This is a genomic window from Mycobacterium sp. MMS18-G62 (genome assembly GCF_053877835.1).
The window spans coordinates 4,727,308-4,743,095 of the sequence record NZ_CM132662.1 but is presented as its reverse complement, the minus strand read 5'-3'; the positions used below and the strand labels follow the sequence as shown (position 1 = coordinate 4,743,095).

The 15,788-nt window shown below is 64.4% G+C and carries 19 protein-coding genes; 6 read left to right on the top strand and 13 right to left on the bottom strand.

Features of this window, described 5'->3' with window-relative positions:
* The first annotated feature begins 97 nt into the window (after positions 1–97).
* Positions 98–898, top strand: a complete 801-nt coding sequence (locus ACWW36_RS23610) for an SGNH/GDSL hydrolase family protein (protein ID WP_456138377.1) — start codon at positions 98–100, stop codon at positions 896–898.
* Here the strand turns inward: ACWW36_RS23610 and ACWW36_RS23605 are convergent.
* The 5 genes from ACWW36_RS23605 to ACWW36_RS23585 form a co-directional block, all read right to left on the bottom strand.
* Positions 866–1,231, bottom strand: coding sequence for a DUF732 domain-containing protein (locus ACWW36_RS23605; RefSeq protein ID WP_456138376.1), 366 nt, complete (start codon positions 1,229–1,231; stop codon positions 866–868). The two genes, ACWW36_RS23610 and ACWW36_RS23605, sit on opposite strands and share 33 nt — an antisense overlap.
* 46 nt (positions 1,232–1,277) lie before the next feature.
* Positions 1,278–1,844, bottom strand: coding sequence for a hypothetical protein (locus ACWW36_RS23600; protein WP_456138375.1), 567 nt, complete (start codon positions 1,842–1,844; stop codon positions 1,278–1,280).
* Between the two features lie 69 nt (positions 1,845–1,913).
* Positions 1,914–2,096 (bottom strand): hypothetical protein, encoded by a 183-nt coding sequence (locus tag ACWW36_RS23595; RefSeq protein WP_456138374.1) that lies wholly within the window; start codon positions 2,094–2,096, stop codon positions 1,914–1,916.
* A 9-nt stretch (positions 2,097–2,105) separates the two neighbouring features.
* Complete coding sequence (locus ACWW36_RS23590; protein ID WP_456138373.1) at positions 2,106–2,537, bottom strand: hypothetical protein; 432 nt, start codon at positions 2,535–2,537, stop codon at positions 2,106–2,108.
* A 52-nt stretch (positions 2,538–2,589) separates the two neighbouring features.
* Positions 2,590–3,390, bottom strand: a complete 801-nt coding sequence (locus tag ACWW36_RS23585; protein ID WP_456138372.1) for a nuclear transport factor 2 family protein — start codon at positions 3,388–3,390, stop codon at positions 2,590–2,592.
* A gap of 106 nt (positions 3,391–3,496) precedes the next feature.
* Here ACWW36_RS23585 and ACWW36_RS23580 point away from each other — a divergent pair, with 106 nt between their 5' ends.
* A complete protein-coding gene (locus ACWW36_RS23580) occupies positions 3,497–3,877 on the top strand; it encodes a hypothetical protein (RefSeq protein ID WP_456138371.1) in 381 nt (126 codons plus the stop codon).
* 5 nt (positions 3,878–3,882) lie between these two features.
* On the opposite strand, the gene ACWW36_RS23575 is transcribed toward ACWW36_RS23580, so the two are convergent.
* A complete protein-coding gene (locus ACWW36_RS23575) occupies positions 3,883–4,338 on the bottom strand; it encodes an SRPBCC family protein (RefSeq protein ID WP_456138370.1) in 456 nt (151 codons plus the stop codon).
* Positions 4,335–5,330 carry an esterase family protein gene (locus ACWW36_RS23570; protein WP_456138369.1) on the bottom strand — a complete coding sequence of 332 codons (996 nt, stop codon included), beginning with the start codon at positions 5,328–5,330 and terminating at the stop codon, positions 4,335–4,337. The genes ACWW36_RS23575 and ACWW36_RS23570 overlap by 4 nt, the downstream gene beginning before the upstream one ends.
* 129 nt (positions 5,331–5,459) lie before the next feature.
* Here ACWW36_RS23570 and ACWW36_RS23565 point away from each other — a divergent pair, with 129 nt between their 5' ends.
* Positions 5,460–6,635 (top strand): aromatic ring-hydroxylating oxygenase subunit alpha, encoded by a 1,176-nt coding sequence (locus ACWW36_RS23565; RefSeq protein ID WP_456138368.1) that lies wholly within the window; start codon positions 5,460–5,462, stop codon positions 6,633–6,635.
* On the opposite strand, the gene ACWW36_RS23560 is transcribed toward ACWW36_RS23565, so the two are convergent.
* A complete protein-coding gene (locus ACWW36_RS23560; protein ID WP_456138367.1) occupies positions 6,576–7,751 on the bottom strand; it encodes a lipocalin-like domain-containing protein in 1,176 nt (391 codons plus the stop codon). The genes ACWW36_RS23565 and ACWW36_RS23560 overlap by 60 nt on opposite strands.
* Before the next feature lie 72 nt (positions 7,752–7,823).
* Here ACWW36_RS23560 and ACWW36_RS23555 point away from each other — a divergent pair, with 72 nt between their 5' ends.
* Together ACWW36_RS23555 and ACWW36_RS23550 are read left to right on the top strand one after the other, a co-directional pair.
* Positions 7,824–8,786 (top strand): Rieske 2Fe-2S domain-containing protein, encoded by a 963-nt coding sequence (locus tag ACWW36_RS23555; RefSeq protein WP_456138366.1) that lies wholly within the window; start codon positions 7,824–7,826, stop codon positions 8,784–8,786.
* Positions 8,783–10,240: an aldehyde dehydrogenase gene (locus ACWW36_RS23550; RefSeq protein WP_456138365.1), complete on the top strand. Its 1,458-nt coding sequence runs from the start codon at positions 8,783–8,785 to the stop codon at positions 10,238–10,240. Before ACWW36_RS23555 ends, ACWW36_RS23550 begins: the two co-directional genes overlap by 4 nt.
* Positions 10,241–10,373: 133 nt before the next feature.
* Here the strand turns inward: ACWW36_RS23550 and ACWW36_RS23545 are convergent, their stop codons facing one another.
* The 5 genes from ACWW36_RS23545 to ACWW36_RS23525 are packed head-to-tail and all read right to left on the bottom strand — an operon-like array spanning position 10,374 to position 14,412.
* Complete coding sequence (locus tag ACWW36_RS23545; protein ID WP_456138364.1) at positions 10,374–10,790, bottom strand: MaoC/PaaZ C-terminal domain-containing protein; 417 nt, start codon at positions 10,788–10,790, stop codon at positions 10,374–10,376.
* On the bottom strand, positions 10,787–11,260 hold the full coding sequence (locus ACWW36_RS23540) for a MaoC family dehydratase (RefSeq protein WP_456142597.1): 474 nt from the start codon (positions 11,258–11,260) through the stop codon (positions 10,787–10,789). Before ACWW36_RS23540 ends, ACWW36_RS23545 begins: the two co-directional genes overlap by 4 nt.
* A 47-nt stretch (positions 11,261–11,307) precedes the next feature.
* Positions 11,308–11,721 carry a nuclear transport factor 2 family protein gene (locus ACWW36_RS23535; RefSeq protein WP_456138363.1) on the bottom strand — a complete coding sequence of 138 codons (414 nt, stop codon included), beginning with the start codon at positions 11,719–11,721 and terminating at the stop codon, positions 11,308–11,310.
* Positions 11,722–11,734: 13 nt separating this feature from the next.
* Positions 11,735–13,297 carry an AMP-binding protein gene (locus ACWW36_RS23530; protein WP_456138362.1) on the bottom strand — a complete coding sequence of 521 codons (1,563 nt, stop codon included), beginning with the start codon at positions 13,295–13,297 and terminating at the stop codon, positions 11,735–11,737.
* Positions 13,297–14,412: an aromatic ring-hydroxylating oxygenase subunit alpha gene (locus tag ACWW36_RS23525; RefSeq protein ID WP_456138361.1), complete on the bottom strand. Its 1,116-nt coding sequence runs from the start codon at positions 14,410–14,412 to the stop codon at positions 13,297–13,299. The genes ACWW36_RS23530 and ACWW36_RS23525 overlap by 1 nt, the downstream gene beginning before the upstream one ends.
* A 105-nt stretch (positions 14,413–14,517) precedes the next feature.
* Between ACWW36_RS23525 and ACWW36_RS23520 the strand changes: the two genes are divergently transcribed.
* A complete protein-coding gene (locus ACWW36_RS23520; RefSeq protein WP_456138360.1) occupies positions 14,518–15,756 on the top strand; it encodes a cytochrome P450 in 1,239 nt (412 codons plus the stop codon).
* Positions 15,757–15,788 lie beyond the last annotated feature (32 nt).

Below are 15,788 nucleotides of genomic sequence, written 5' to 3'. Positions count from 1 at the left end.
TCCTGCCAACGCTTCGCGGGCCTCGGGGGTTCCATGCCGGCGGCGAACGCCGGAGCGTCACAGGTGGAAGAAGCCCTCCGCCGCTAGAGTCGCGCATGTGGCGGGCTTCTCGCGGTATGTCGCGATCGGTGACAGCCAGACCGAGGGACTCTGGGACGTCGACGACTTGGGTGACCTCATCGGATTCGCGGACCGGCTTGCGACTGCCATCGATGCGCTTTACCCGGGGCTGAGGTATGCGAATCTGGCCGTGCGCGGCAAGCGGATCCGTGAGGCGCTCGACGAACAGCTACCCGAGGCGCTGACGATGCAACCCGACCTGGTCACGGTCTGCATCGGGATGAACGATGTGACGCGCCCCGGGCCGCATTTCGATGGCGCGCTCGCCGATCTCGAGGACCTGCACGCAAGGTTGGCTCAGACGGGCGCGACGGTGGTCACCACGACCTTTCCCGATTTGGCCCGCATCCTGCCCATCGGCCGGGTGCTCGCGTCACGCGTACTGAGGATCAACGCCACCATCAGGGCTGCCGCCAACCGGCACGGGTTCGCGCTCGTCGACCTCTACAACGCACCGTCGATGACCGAACCGGATACGTGGAGCGCCGATCGCGTACACGGATCGACGAAAGGTCACATCTTGTTCGCGGCCGCGGCCGCCGAGGCCCTGGGATTGCCTGGGAGCAGCCATGATTGGGCTCACGCCGGCGGCCGGAGCACGCAGCCGTCGCTGAGGTCGCGCGCGTACTCGCAGGTGCTGTGGACGCAGAACATGCTCATGCCGTGGCTCTGGCGCCACGCGAGGGGCCGCTCCAGTGGCGACGGACGGGTCGCCCGCCGGCCGCAGCTCGAGGGCCTGCCAGCGCTAGAAACCGAGGATCGACAGCGGAATCGGTGAGTTGCCGTTCGCGATCGACGACACCGCCGCAGGGCAGAACATCGATATCGCAATGCCCGTGAACATGGTCGCGGGCCCCAGCGACATGCCACCGGCGTCGGCGACCTTGCCCGCGACGTCGGCAACGGTCTGGCCGGGGTCGGCCAGCATCGGGCAGACCTGTTGTCCGAGCGCGGCGGCGTTGGCCGGATCCGCGACGCCGACGCCGGAGTCCGACAGCGCGGCGATGAACGCGTCTTCGGTCGAGTCGGCCTGGGCCGGGGCGGCCAGCACCGCAGATCCGGCGATCAGCCCGGCGGAGGCCGCGAGGGCGATGGCATGTTTGCGGTGCATCGCTGAATCGTACGGCCCCGACATCCAGGCCAGCTAAACGTGCACCTCAGACGCCCGTCCACGCGGCGTCAAGGCGATCGGCGACATCGATGATCTTCGCCTTCTGCGACGCGGGGCTGTCTATTTCGCCGGAGACGTGCGCGGCGATGAACCGCTTGATCTCGGCGTCGATCCCGCCGATGACCCGGACGACCTCGGCCCGCAGCGACTGTGACGTGACATGGATTGCGATGTCGGACGGCCGCGGTTTTTCGACGTCCAGAATGAGCAGCAGCGGGTCGGCGGCGCGGGCCGTCGCTCGCAGCGCGATCTCGCCGAAGACCATGAACTTCGGCTTGTCGATCCGCAGATCGACGACCATGTCGATCTCCAGCGGAATCCGGATCGCGAAGGTGATCGTATCGCCGAGTTGCCGTGTCACCCGCGGGTCTTGGATCCGGACTTTCGCGGTGACCTTGGCGATCTTGCCCGGCCCTTGACCCATCGGCCCCATCTCGAAGGCTTCACCGGCGATCTCGCCGATCGCGGCGCCCACACGCTGCTCGGTCACGGCGATCTCGAAGAATCTGCGGCCGAATTGTTCGTAGGTCATGTAGTAGTCGTCGGCGTCCATGGTGTTGTTACCGTCTCACGTCCGCACACCCAACAGGGGTAACGCGGCCGAACCGGCCAGACGCCCCGGCTATCCGCTCCGCTGGCTGCGCGCCTCCGCGCCGGTTTCTCCGGCGTCGATGGCGTCGTCGGAGGATGTGCGGCCGACGTAGGTGCCGTCGTCCTCGCCGACTTTGCCCGCGCGGGAACCAGCCACGTTTTTGTCCTCGTCGGCGTCGTATTCGGTGGCGTCGCCATCGTTGCGCGGAGTCATGGCGTCGGTTTACCCGCTGGTGGCGTGCTCAAACGGACGGTCGGCGGCCGCGGCTGGGCGAGACGGCGCAAAGCGGAGCGCCAGCAGCCCGAGGATGATCACCGACAACGCCGGTGCAGCCAACAGGAGGATGCCCATCACGGGACCGATCGTGGATCCGCTCATCGCCGAGGCAACGGTGAAGATGGCAACGACCCAGGTGATGAGGCCGGTCACCAGCGTGACCGCGACGGCCACGCCCACGCTGCGGGCCACTCCGTAGTGGCGGTAGCCGGTCGCGGCGAGCAGTGCCGCCGTGGGGAGGCACAGGATGGCCGCGGCCAGCCAGGTCCCTTCGATGGTGCTTATCTGATCGGCGGCGGGCAGTGCCAGACAGGCCGCCAGCACGGCGGTGACCAGCACTCCCGCGACCGCGAGCTTGCGTGAGTCGATGTGTTGCATATCCGCCGGGTTGCCCGACTCGCGTTCTGCGAAACCTAAGGTGGCTGATCGATCAATCGTGTTCGCTGAAATAGCGAATCCTGTTGATGGCGAACGGGTTTGCAGTGGCATCGGCGAGCAGGACATCGCGGTGTTCCTCGCGATCCACGCCGACGACCAGGTGCGGGCCCGCGGCGATCACCTTGTGCCAACGCGCACCGGCGAGATGTTCCAGGAGATCTGCTGCGCTCATCGGAGCGTCGTCACCGGCCGTGATGCGCGCTCCTTTGCCAAGTCGCCGCCATAACGCGACTTCATTGCCCGCGCGCGCGTCGCCAAGGAATTCGGTGAAGCGCCGCTTCCCCGTGGATCCGATGCCGCGGAAGCCGGCGAGAAAACCGACGGCGCCGGTGAGGCCCTGGTTCGTCAGCAGCCCCTTCGACAGTTGCGCGCCGGCAGGGACGGCTCGTACGCCGCCACGTAGAAATTGCCCGACCATCGCAGGCAGCTCCCAAAAGGCATACAGGCGAGCAATTTTCAGCTCGCTGTCGTCGTCTTGAATGTCGTAGCGGATGTAGATGGGAATCCGCAGGGTCAACGTCGAGGCCATCCGCACCTCGAGTTCGAGGTCGCGGATCACCGTGGGGCCTACCACGATGTCGACGTCTCGATGGAAGGTGATGTCGCGTGGACCGATGAAGGTGTCGTAGAAACGCGTGATGGCGGCGGTTCCTTTGTGCGGCACGGATCCGACGGGGTCCTCCACCCTGGCATTCGGCGTGAACAGGCCGATCCACCCGTCCCGGTCGTGTGCCCCAGATGCCTGTGCAGACCGCTCGGCGGCCGCCAGGATGTCCGCGCGTGTGAAGGCCATAAGGGTTGCCTACCACCCTTGGTTCGGTGCAGTCGACTACTTCGCCGCGCGAGGGCACACTGTGATTACCGCAATGCAGCGGTGCAGGGCGCGAGGAGGAATCGCCATGAGCAGCAACGGCCCTTTCGGGATTGATCCCGAGGAGTTCGACCGCATCGTCCGCGAGGCCGGTGAGGGTCTGCGCGACGCGTTCGACGGAATCGGCCGATTCATCACCACGTCCGGTGAGCGGGCGGGCTGGGCGAGGATGTTCGACGATTTCGCTCGATATTCACGCAGCAGGAATGAGCCGGAGACGACGGGCGAGACCGGCGACGGCGTTTGGGCCATCTACACGGTTGACGACGACGGTGGTGCCCACATCGAGCAGGTGTACCCGAACGAACTGGATGCGCTTCGTGCGAACAAGAACAACACCGACGCGACGCGTAAGGTGCGGTTCCTGCCGTACGGCATCGCGGTCAGCGTGCTGGACGCGTCGGAATAGCCGCGCTATTCGAAATACCGCCGGATACCGGCGAGCATTGCGGCATGCGCCTTGACCGCCTCGCGCGTGGTCGTCCCCGCCAAGGGCCGAGGCGCTTGGATCGTTAACCGCTCAATGAGTCGCGTGCCTTCGGGGATCTTGTCGAACGTCACGGTCGTGTGCAGCCGCACCCGCGGAAACTGGTGCGCGTCGGCCACCACGTCACCGTCGGCAGGAACACGCAGTCGTGCGACATAGCTGATTGGTAAGGTGAAGCGCCCCAAGGGTATTCGATCGCTGACGCGATAGGTCTGCACGTACCCGTCCGTAGTGCCGTGCCGGCCCGTCTCCTTCACCGCCACCACGAGCGGATGTACGTGTTTGATGTTGTTCAAGTCGACATAGAAATCGCGAACGTCGCCGGGCGGCGCCGGAATGTCCTCGGCGAGCGTTCGCTCGGCGCAGACCGTCCACCAGCTCACTGCGCGACCGGCATAGCGCCCAGTACGCGTTGGATGTCAGGCTTCATCTGTTGCAGCTGCTGGCCCGAGTAGCCCCAGGCATGAATGCCGTCCGGGAAGTTGAACACCGCGTTGTTCCCGCCCGCGCCGACATACGCGTCGGCAAACACATGGTTGGAGTCGATCGCCATGCCCTCCAGGAAACCGAGGCCGCCGATAGGTGCGTCCGGGCTGGCCAAAGCCGGATCGGTCGGTGTGCCGCTGCCGCAGTAGATCCACAGGCGGGTGCCGTTGGCCGCCAGCCTGCCGGCCTGAACAGTGGGATCGTTGCGGGCCCAGGCGGGGTCACCCGGCGGACCCCACATCGCCTCGCGACTGAAACCGCCGTTCCACATCATCGCGATACCCACCTGGCCGGGATCCGCCGACAGATTCAGGAAGCCCGACAAGGAGCCGGCGTAGACGAACTGCTGCGGGTGGAACGCGGCCAGGATCAGCGCGGAGGAACCACCCATCGAGAAGCCGACGACGGCGTTGCCGGTGGCCTGAATGTTCTTGTTGGCCGCGAGCCAGGCAGGGAGTTCCTGGGTGAGGAAGGTTTCCCACTTGTAGGTGTAGGTCCCGCTGTTGCCGACCGCAGGGCCGTACCAGTCGCTGTAGAAGCTCGACTTACCGCCGACGGGCATGACGACCGACAGTCCGGACCCGTTGTACCAATCGAACGCCTGGGTGTTGATATCCCAGCCGTTGAAATCGTCGCCGGCCTCCATGCTGTCGAGGAGGTACAGCGCATGTGTGTTGGGGCCGCCGCTCATGAACTCGACGCGAACGGTGCGGTTCATCGCCGTCGATGGCACCTCGAGCTGCTCGACGGGAAGGCTGGGGCTTGAAAAGGCCCCTGCCGTGGCGGATCCGCCCGCGACGCCGACGAGGCCGGGCAGCATCGCGGCGGCCGTCACCGTGACCGCCAATCGCCTTGTCCAGCCGCCTGATTTGCCCTCAACGATGCTCATCGCTGCCCCTCCATAGTCGTTGCTACTAGCCCCGACCCGGCTTTTGCGGACGATACGCGATGAAAAACCCTCACCAGGGGATTTTCCGCGCCCCGTGACAATCATTATTAAAACAGCAACAATGGGGCAATGGATCGTGACCAGCTCATCGACCTCACCCGCCGCGCGGTGAAACTGGCCCGGGACAAGACAACTGACCTGACTCCATCGGAGTACACGGTCGCGGCGGACACGTACACCTCGGCCGAGCGCCTTGCGCAGGACAAGGCGTTGCTGATGGCCAGTCCGCAGCTCGTCGGTTATGCCTCCGAACTGCCAGGCGCCGGGACGTACTGCACCAAGACGGTGATGGGACGCTCGGTCCTGTTGACCCGAGTCTCCGATGGCAGCGTGCGGGCGTTCGACAATGTGTGCCTGCACCGCCAGTCCCAGATCACCGAGGGGTGCGGCAGCGCGCGGCGGCTGGCCTGTCCCTACCACTCGTGGACGTACGACCTCGAGGGCAACCTGGTCGGTGTTCCCGGCAAGGAAGGTTTTCCCGAAACACGTTCTGGCCCAGCGCGGCTGACGGAGCTGCCCGCTGTGGAATGCGCGGGGTTTCTCTGGATATCCCTTGACCGCAACGGGGTGCTTGACATCCCCGCATTCCTGGGACCGCTGGCCGGCGAGTTGGATTCTTGGGGCATCGGGCGCTGGGCGCCTCTTGGCGAGAAAGTGCTGGACTGCCCGATCAACTGGAAGCTCGCAATCGACACGTTCGCCGAGAACTACCACTTCGCGACGGTCCACAAGGCTACCTTCGCAACCATCGCTCGCAGCAACTGCACGGTGTTCGATTCGTTCGGCCTGCACCATCGGCTTGTGTTCCCGCTCAACGGGATTCTGGACCTCGAGGACGTCCCCGAAGAACAGTGGGATCCGCTGCACAACATGGTGGTGATCTATGCGCTGTTCCCGAACATCGTGCTGTCAGCGACGATCGCGAACGGCGAACTGTTCCGCGTCTACCCCGCGGACGTGCCGGGGCGGTCGATCACCGTGCACCAGAACTCGACTCCGTTGGACCTGTCCGACGAGTCGGTGGCAGCCGGTGCAGCGGCGGTCTTCGACTATGCGCACGCCACCGTGCGGGACGAGGATTACGCGTTGGTGCAGCGTCTGCAGGCCAATCTCGAGGCGGGCGTGCGTGAGCAGCTGGTGTTCGGCCGCAACGAGCCGGGCCTGCGGCATCGCCACGAAACATGGTCACAAGCGCTGGGTCTCGGCGATCTCAGCGAGCTCCCAATCCCGATACAGCGCCAGTGAGCGCTCATAGAACGCAAATCCGCTGACCGGCTCTCCCCTCATCGTGCCGTGGTACCGATACGGGCCTTCCATGTATTCGATCGGCAGGGCATGTGCCGGAGCGGCTACCAAGGGTTCGCCCGTCAGGTCGAGGTCGAGTTCGCGTGAGGTGAGGCGGTGTCGGTCGGGCATGTATCTGACCGCGGACGACGGCGGCACAAGCGGACTCACCGATTCCGGCCAGCGCACATAGCTGGTGATCGTCACCTCGATGTCGTCGGCGTACTCGGGATCGCCTGCCGACGAGCTCGTCGTAGCGCCGGAAAATGGTTGCAATGCATTGTGATTCGTTCGGTCGAACTGACGCCAGATGCTCAGGTCGACTCCGTTGTCGAGGTTGATCGTGCGCCATTCGTGAGCACGTGCCCTGACATCGCCGGATGTCCCTCCGCCGTTGGCGACAAGCGGGAACCACTGCCGGTCCACGTGTCCGGCGCTCCCCGTGACCGACTGCTCCACCGAACCCCAGCGCAAGGTGCCGGTCATCGTCATCCGCGTCTGAAAGTAGGAGTACGTGTCGTCCTGTCCGAAGCAGGCGATCTTCCCGTTGAATTTCGCCGCACCCAATGGAACAGGTGGGCGCGATGGCCCTACACGCAGATCCAGTCGCATTGCGTCGCCGGCTTGGTCGGTACCAGCGAGGCTGACGTCGTACGTGTAGGGCACCAACTCGCCGTGCTGGTCGCGGCAGGCCCGCCACGACGCGCTCCCGGCACTGCTGTCATAGGACAGGTCGAGGTGGCCGTCGGCGGTGGACAACTTCGGGCGAGCACCAGGCTTCATGTTCGCCGGAGGCATGTCGTAATCCGTGTAGGTCGCGTACTCGCCGCTGTCGAGGTCGAACAGCGCGAAGGTGTAGAAGTCGGCGACGATGGATTGTCCAGGACGGTTCTTGTTGAAGATCGTCAAAAAGGCGAAGCGCCGGCCGCTGTCAGCGGTCAGCTCCCCCGCGATGAACCACGTGTCGGACTCGCAGTCGGGGTGGTTTCCCTCGGCGGCCGGAAAGCGGAAATGTGGGTCGCCGGGCACCAGATTGAAGGGATACGCACGCCAGTCGGCGGATTGCGGGTCGCGCACGGGGCACCTGCCTTTTTTGCTATGTTTACAGCAATAGCAACTTTAGCGGTATGGACGGGCGGTGACGCCGTGATGGATGACATCGGTAAGCGATTTCCGTTCGCGCCGTACCCCAAGGGTTGGTTCCAGGTCGCCTACAGCCGCGATGTCGACGCCGGTCAGGTTGTCGGCCTGCACTACTTCGGCAGGCGGTTGATCTGCTACCGCGGCAGCTCCGGCACGCCGTATGTGCTCGACGCATACTGCCCCCACCTGGGGGCCGATATCGCCGTCGGCGGGACGGTCACGGACGACTGCATCGTGTGTCCCTTTCACGGCTGGCGGTTCGACGGCGCGGGCACCAATGTGGAGATCCCCTACGCCAAGACCGTCAACCGCACCGCGCGGCTTCGGGCGTGGCCGACGGTCGAGCGCGCCGGTGTCATCTTCGTCTGGTATTCGGAACAGACAGCTGAACCGGAGTGGGAGCTGCCGAAGATCCCGGAGAGCGACGACGCAGCGTTCGAGTTCTATGCCCCCGAACATGCGCGGTGGACATTTCGTTCGCACCCGCAGGAGGTGTTCGAAAACACAGTAGATATAGCGCATTTCGCGACCGTGCACGGCGTCTCGGGATTCGGCGACCTGGACCTCGATGTCGACGGCTACCGCCTGAAAGCGGTCGCGGAAGTCAGCTTTCAGACTCCGCGCGGACCGGTGTCGGGCGCAGTCGACTCGGAGCTGTACGGCATGGGCCTCGACGTTGTGCGTCACCGGGGGCTGGGCCGCTCATGCACGCTTCTGACCGTGACGCCGATCGACGGCGAATCCGTCGACGCGCGTTACACATTCTTCGTCCAGATCGATGCGGAAAGCGGTGAGATGTCGCGGATGGGTTTGGGCTTCGCGCGTGATTTCTGCAAGCAGATCGAACAGGACATTCCGATCTGGGAGAACAAGATCTATCGCGAGCGGCCGCAACTGGCCCGCGGCGAGGGTGCGATCAGTGAATTTCGAGCTTGGGCACGGCAGTCCTACGAGGAGGCGTTGACATGAGATCCCTTGCCTACGACGAGCTTTACATCGGCGGCCGCTGGCAGGCGCCCGCGAGCGACCGGCGGCTGTCGGTCATCTCGCCGCACACCGAAGAGCCCATCGGGGAAACGCCTGAGGCAACGCCCGACGACGTCGACAAGGCGGTCGAAGCCGCCAGGTTGGCGTTCGACGAAGGGCCGTGGCCACGGCTGAGCGTGGCGGAGCGGATCGAAAAGATCGAGAAGCTCGCCGCGGTCTACACCAGCCAGACCGACGAGATGGCCGACCTCATCACGGCCGAAATGGGTTCACCGAAAAGCTTCAGCAGGCTGGGCCAGGCCACGGGCGCGGTGGCCCAGATGCATTTGATCATGGCGACGGCGCGAGAATTCCCGTGGGCGGAGCGACGACCGGGCCTGTTCGGCGAGGTCCACGTCCGTCGCGCCCCCGTCGGCGTCGTCGGTGCGATCGTCCCGTGGAACGTCCCGCAGTTTCTGATCATGCCGAAGCTGATCCCGGCACTGATCGCCGGCTGCACGGTCGTGGTCAAACCGGCTCCCGAAACACCTTTGGACGCTATGTGGTTGGCCGAGATGCTCGCTGAAATCGACCTACCCGAAGGCGTGGTGTCGATCATTCCCGGCGGACGCGAGACCGGCGAGGCTCTGGTTCGGCATCCCGGCGTCGACAAGATCTCGTTCACCGGATCGTCGGCGACCGGCCGCCACATCGCCGCGCTGTGCGGTGAGCAGCTGAAGCGGGTGAGCCTGGAGCTTGGCGGGAAGTCGGCCGCGATCATTCTCGACGACGCGGACATCGACCACACCGTCAAGAATCTGAAGATGTCGAGCCTGATGAACAACGGTCAGGCGTGTGTGGCACAGACCCGAATCCTGGTCAGCGAGCGCAGGCACGACGAGGTCGTCGACGCGCTCGCCGACATGATGTCGGGATTGCAGGTCGGTGACCCTGCCGACGAGAAGACCGACGTCGGACCGCTTGTCGCACAACGGCAGCAGCACCGCGTCCAGGGCTACATCCAGGCCGGCGTCGACGAGGGCGCACGAATTGTGCTGGGCGGCACCGATAAACCGTATGACCGCGGCTGGTACGTTACGCCGACGCTGTTCACCGACGCGACGAACCAGATGAAGATCGCACGTGAGGAGATCTTCGGTCCGGTGCTGACCGTGATCAAGTACTCCGATGAACGCGAAGCCGTGCGCATCGCCAATGACAGCGAGTACGGGCTGGCGGGCTCGGTGTGGACGGCAGACGTCGCCCATGGTTTGCAGATCGCATCCGAAATACGCGCGGGCACCTACGGCATCAACATGTACACGCTCGACACCAGCTGCCCGTTCGGGGGGTTCAAGCAATCCGGCATCGGGCGCGAATTCGGGACCGAGGGGTTGTCGGAATACGTCGAGCTGCAGTCGACGGTCAGTGCCGGCAAGCTGCCGGAGCTGGGCTAGTGACCTGAAGCGGAAGTTCTGCTGCAGTGAATGCGGTGCAGGTGCACGAAACGAGCGCCGAGACTGCAGTTATTGCGTTGGCTACTCGCGCTTTTCCGCGAGAACTGCGGCTTCGAGACGGGTCCGCGCGGCGCTAGCCTGCCGGCAATTCGAGCGTGACCTCTGCGGGACAGCATAATTCGTCGCGCTGATTCGACACCGTGATTTCGAGGTCGACGAAGTGGCGCGTGCCTTCACATCGCTTGGCCACCACACGTCCCCGGCCGACCATCGAATCCCCCGCATAAATCGAGCCGGCCAGCGTTACCTTGCGGCGCACCACCCTGCTCTGCGGGCCGGCCCAGCCGGTGGCGATCCGGTCGACGAATCCGGCCACATGCATGGTGTTAACGAAGATCGTCGGATGCCCGTGCGTCGTCGCGTAGACCGGGTCATAGTGCCACGGAACGTAATCCCACGTAGTGGCCGAGTTCATCACTACCCGTTGATAACTGATTTCGTCGACCACCTCGGGTAGGTCGGCGGGCACGATGATCTCGTCCCATGTCATGAGTCGCCGGCCGGGGTGTAGCGGAACAACGAGTTTCGAATGGTGGCCACGGCTGTGCCGTCGCCGCGGTAGTAGGTCTCGAGTGTCTCGATGAAATGGCCGACGCCCAGCCGTGTCGTCTTCGACGGCGACACCGACGCCACTTCCTCGACGATGCTGAGGCGGTCTCCCTCCAGGATCGGTGTCAGAAACTCGGCGTCGTTGGACGCGTTGATGATCGCGGTTCCTGGCAGTGGAACGCGTATCGCGATCGACGCGGTTGGCCGCTCACCGGTGGGCACCCACGGCGGCGGCATCAGCAGGCCGGTCAGCAGTGCCGGTGGCGCAACGAGGCCACCCCACATCTGCTGTGCGAAGTCCGGATCCCAGTACGCCGGGTTCGGGTCTCGCACCATCGCGGCGAAATGCTGGATGCGGGAACCACTTACTGCCGTGCCTGCGAACCTGGGTTCCGTTCGCGCTCCGACCATGCGAAGCGCGTCCTCGTATGTGCCGAAGACGTATTCGTAGCCGATACTCACACCGGCAGCGCACTCTCACGCGTGACGAGATCCCATTCGAGTTCACGCGACGTGAAATACCAACCACCGCGTTCATAGATGAGGCGATCCTGGTAGGTGCCGGTGGCTTGTAGAACGTTGTTGCGGAACAGCAATGCCACACATTGTTGGGTCGCGTCGACGCCGTCGACAGTGATCTCATGGTCGACCGTCACGAGCCGCTGACCGTTGCCGCCATCGAAGGCCGCGGCCAAATCGGAATACGTCTCCCCTGCCCGCACGAACCTCGCTCCCGCGTGGCGGAAGGTGGCGATCCAGCCGGCGAGATCGCCAGAGGAGTACAGCCTGTTGAATCGCGCATCCAGGTTGAGAATGGCTGCGCGGCCCGCCAATCCGTCCAGCACGTATTGCTGTTGGTAGGTCATGCTCATCTGTGCTCTCCCTCTACCGACTCACCACGTAGCCGTGTGCTTCCCGGTCCCATGCGCCCGCCCCCAGTCCCCTGCTGCGCAGCAAGTCTTTTCGTATGCGGCCGACGACGTTCTTGGGGATTTCGTCGAGCACCTCCAGATACCGAGGCACGCAGAAGTACGGCATCCGCTCCGAACAGATGTCCAACAATTCGACGTAGTCGACCGTGGCACCCGGCCGCAGCGTGACAACCACGAGGATGTCATCCTCGCCCAGCTCGCTGGGAATGCCGACCGCGGCGGCCTCCAGTACAGCGGGATGCCGCATCACCGTCGCCTCGACCTCGACCGACGACACGTTCTCACCGCGCCTGCGCAGCGAATCTTTGACCCGATCCACGAAGGTCAGGTTCTGGTCCTCGTCCAGCACGCCGAGGTCGCCGGTGCGGAACCATTCCGGATGCGGATCGACGCGCAGCCCCGGCCCGTCGGATACGGACGACACATACCCGTCGCTCATCACATGTGTGGCCCGCGACCGACAGGCGATCTCACCAATCTCCCCTGTCCCCAACGGATTTCCGGCAGCATCGAGGATGCGCACGTCGAACGCCGGGTTGACCCGTCCCGATGTGCCCGGCACGCCCTCATCGGAGAGTGCCTTGTACGCGATGGGGAACGCTTCGGTCATCCCGTACATCGTCACGACGCGGCAGCGATACCGCCGTTCGATGTCGCGGTAGACGTCTGCCGCGATCGGCGCCGCCGACAGAAACCGCAATGGCACGTCGGCATCACGTGGATCGGCGGGCAGATTCATGAGCATCGACACCATGGCGCCCGCACCCGCGAAACCGACTGCACCGCAATCGCGTATCTCGTCCCACACCTGTGCCGGGTGAAAGCCTGACGCCAGCACACTGGTGCCACCGGTCAACAGCGGCACCAGCACCGTCGGCGCCGCGCTGAGATGAAACAGCGGCATCGCAGTCCACAGCACATCGCCCTCACCGAATTCCCATGCTGCCGCGACGGTTCTCGCCGCGTTGAACAGGTACGGCCATGTGGTGGCGACCGCTTTGGACGGTCCCGTCGTTCCCGATGTGAAGAACAACGCGCCGACGTCGTCAGGCCCGCTCGGTTGGCCTTGAGGTGGCTCACTGGACGCATTCTGTAGCCGCTGCGCGAGCGAATCACCCTGAACCAGAGTTGACCTCAGCGTCATGACGCTGTCGGACACCTCATCCAGTCGAGGATGGCGTTCGCGGTCGGTAATGACCACCTTGGCGCGGGACAGCCGCAGCGCATGCGACAAGAATTCACCCTTGCTCGCGGCGTTCACCGCCGCCGTGACAGCACCGATGCGTGCTGCGCCGAGCCAGAAGTACACCCATTCTGGACACGTCCCAGTGAAGAGCGCGACCGTATCGCCCTGCTGGACTCCAAGCCCGGCAAGCACGTTGGCCGCAGCGCAAGACCGGTCGCGCATCTGTGCGAACGTCACCGGAGTACCGGCGATCGACATCATCACGCGGTCGCCGAACTCGTCGGCGCGGCGATCGAGTACCGCCGAAACGGTCAGACCGCCGGCTGGCATCACACTCTCGCTGCCGCGGGGTCGGGCGCACCGTCGACGGTGTACCCGAAATCGTCTGGTGACGGCTCGGCACCTGGGTAGAAGCGGTGCGCCCATCTGCGCAGTGCGGCGTAGTCGTGCGCCTCCTCCGGCGCAAGATTCGGCTTCTCCAGGTATTTCATGTTCTCCCAGGTGAAAAAGTCCTGCTTGATCACTTCCTGCTGCAACTGCAGGAACTTCGCCGCACGACCGGTCGGCTTGTCGCCGGCGTCACCGGGCTCGCGGATCGAGGCCTGCGTGTAGAAGTAGTCGGTGTAGTCCTCGTCCACCGGCGTCTGACCGGTGACCTGGACGGTGGCCACCAGGTCGGACGGGAAGCGCACAATACCCAGCCCAAGTGAGTAGTTGTCGTAGATGATCTTGGCATCGACGGGACCGTTGGGCGTCAGCCATGTCTTCGCCCGTCCCCCACCGAAATTCGCGTTGACGGTCGCGTGAAGGTGGTATCCGCTGACGTCGAACGAGGCGGTGTTCGCGGGGTTGGCGGCCTTGTGTACGTACTGCACGTGGTACGGGTCGGCGGCGTTCTCGATGATCATCTGCGCATGCACCTTGACCCGGTTCACCATCCGGGTGTGCGGGTGCAGCGGGTAGTACTCATCGGTTTCGAGCTCGGGCAGCACAGGCGGCTCCCAATAGGGTGCGCGGCCGTGGCGCTCATGCCACACCAGGATGAAGCCGTACCACTCCGCGGTGGGATAGGTGCGGACACGAACGTTCTGCTTACAACCGATCTTGCTGTACGGGATCAGCGCATTGGTGCCGTCACCGTTCCAGTGCCAGCCGTGCCACGGGCAGACGATGTGTTCGCCCTCGACGGTGCCGCCGACCCCCATGTTGGCCCCGAGGTGCTGGCAGTACGCATCGAGGACGTGGATCTGCCCGGACGCGGTACGGAACATCACCAGTTCTTCGCCGAAGTAGTGGGCGCGCTTCACCTGGCCGGCAGCCAGGTCCGAGGCGAAGCCGACGATGAACCAGCCCGTCGGGAATCGATATTTGGACAGGCTGATGCCGCTGGGCCCGAACTCGCGCTCCGACGGATCGAGGGCCGAACCAGAATCCGAGTCCGTCATAGCTTCTCCATCCGCACGGAAATAGGCGGTTCGCGGAACCTGCCTGTTGCCTATTTTTACTATTTTAGGCATTCTAGGTCAAGGTCAGCTAAGTGAGGACGGGGCATGCCCACCACAACACCGGTCGATTTGTCCGATTTCACGTTGTGGCGGAACGGTTTTCCCGACGACCTGTTCACCGAGCTGCGCCGAGACCGGCCGATCTTTCATCACGAGCTGACCGATGGTGTCGCCAAGACCGTCAAGCGCGACTTCTGGATGACGACCAAGCATCGGCATGCCCAACGCATTCACCGAGACACGGATTCGTTCACCGCCGTCGACGGTCCGCTCATCCAGCAGATCGACGTGATGACGTCCTTCCCGACCATCATCCACATGGATCCGCCGGATCTGATCAAGCGGCGCAGGGTGATGTCCCACGCGTTCACCCCGCGCGCGATCGGCAAGCTCGAGGACAGTATTCGCGCCCGCGCCACGGCCATGATCGACCGGCTGCTCGAGGCGGGCGGCGGCGACTGGATCGGCGACGTCGCCGACGTACTGCCGATGAGCGTCATTGGCGACATCATCGGCATACCCGACGAGGACCGGCCCGAGGTCTTCGACACGCTTGACCGCATCTTGAGCGCCAATTCGCCGGAGTCACAGCTGACCGAACAGGACCAGCTCGAGATGTTCGGCAAGGTCTTCTCCTATGCGTTCGAACTCACCGCCGAGAAACGGCGCAACCCCGTCGACGACATCTGGAGCACGCTGGCCACCGCCGTCGTGACCGACGAGAACGGGGAGCAGCTGTCGCTGCCCGCCAATGAGCTCGAGATCTTCTTCTATGTGTTGACCTTCGCCGGCAGCGACACCACCAAGAACGCTCTGGCCGCCGGGCTTCAGGCCTTCGTTGCCAACCCACAGCAGATCGAGCGATACCGCGCCGACGAGGCGATCCGGCCGAGTGCGGTCGAAGAGGTGTTGCGCTGGTCGACGCCCGTTGCGTTTTGGACGCGCACCACCAAGGTCGACGTCGAGATGGACGACGTGATCATCCCGAAAGGTGAGCGCGTCGTGTCGATGTTGCGCTCGGCCAATCGCGACGAGGACGTTTTCGACGACCCCTTTGTGTTCGACATCGGCCGAACCGAGAACCCGCACGTAACGTTCGGCGGCGGCGGGCCGCATCATTGCCTTGGAGCGATGCTGGCGCGCGCCGAGATTCGTGCGGTGCTCGACGAATTGCTTTGCCGTGCCGATGACATCAGCCTGGGCGCGCCGAAGGTCACTTATCCGAACCTGACGAACAATATGTCGATCTTCGACGAGATGGCGATTTCGCTGACGCCTCGGTGAAATGTCGCCGCCGATGCGGCTCCGCGCTGAAT

Coding starts and splice junctions, on each gene's coding strand:
- ACWW36_RS23580 (WP_456138371.1), top strand. CDS start 3,497: ATGAGCAGCAACGGCCCTTTCGGGATTGATCCCGAGGAGTTCGACCGC.
- ACWW36_RS23550 (WP_456138365.1), top strand. CDS start 8,783: ATGAGATCCCTTGCCTACGACGAGCTTTACATCGGCGGCCGCTGGCAG.
- ACWW36_RS23555 (WP_456138366.1), top strand. CDS start 7,824: ATGGATGACATCGGTAAGCGATTTCCGTTCGCGCCGTACCCCAAGGGT.
- ACWW36_RS23545 (WP_456138364.1), bottom strand. CDS start 10,790: ATGACATGGGACGAGATCATCGTGCCCGCCGACCTACCCGAGGTGGTC.
- ACWW36_RS23540 (WP_456142597.1), bottom strand. CDS start 11,260: ATGGTCGGAGCGCGAACGGAACCCAGGTTCGCAGGCACGGCAGTAAGT.
- ACWW36_RS23605 (WP_456138376.1), bottom strand. CDS start 1,231: ATGCACCGCAAACATGCCATCGCCCTCGCGGCCTCCGCCGGGCTGATC.
- ACWW36_RS23570 (WP_456138369.1), bottom strand. CDS start 5,330: ATGAGCATCGTTGAGGGCAAATCAGGCGGCTGGACAAGGCGATTGGCG.
- ACWW36_RS23595 (WP_456138374.1), bottom strand. CDS start 2,096: ATGACTCCGCGCAACGATGGCGACGCCACCGAATACGACGCCGACGAG.
- ACWW36_RS23585 (WP_456138372.1), bottom strand. CDS start 3,390: ATGGCCTTCACACGCGCGGACATCCTGGCGGCCGCCGAGCGGTCTGCA.
- ACWW36_RS23535 (WP_456138363.1), bottom strand. CDS start 11,721: ATGAGCATGACCTACCAACAGCAATACGTGCTGGACGGATTGGCGGGC.
- ACWW36_RS23530 (WP_456138362.1), bottom strand. CDS start 13,297: ATGCCAGCCGGCGGTCTGACCGTTTCGGCGGTACTCGATCGCCGCGCC.
- ACWW36_RS23590 (WP_456138373.1), bottom strand. CDS start 2,537: ATGCAACACATCGACTCACGCAAGCTCGCGGTCGCGGGAGTGCTGGTC.
- ACWW36_RS23520 (WP_456138360.1), top strand. CDS start 14,518: ATGCCCACCACAACACCGGTCGATTTGTCCGATTTCACGTTGTGGCGG.
- ACWW36_RS23525 (WP_456138361.1), bottom strand. CDS start 14,412: ATGACGGACTCGGATTCTGGTTCGGCCCTCGATCCGTCGGAGCGCGAG.
- ACWW36_RS23600 (WP_456138375.1), bottom strand. CDS start 1,844: ATGGACGCCGACGACTACTACATGACCTACGAACAATTCGGCCGCAGA.
- ACWW36_RS23565 (WP_456138368.1), top strand. CDS start 5,460: ATGGATCGTGACCAGCTCATCGACCTCACCCGCCGCGCGGTGAAACTG.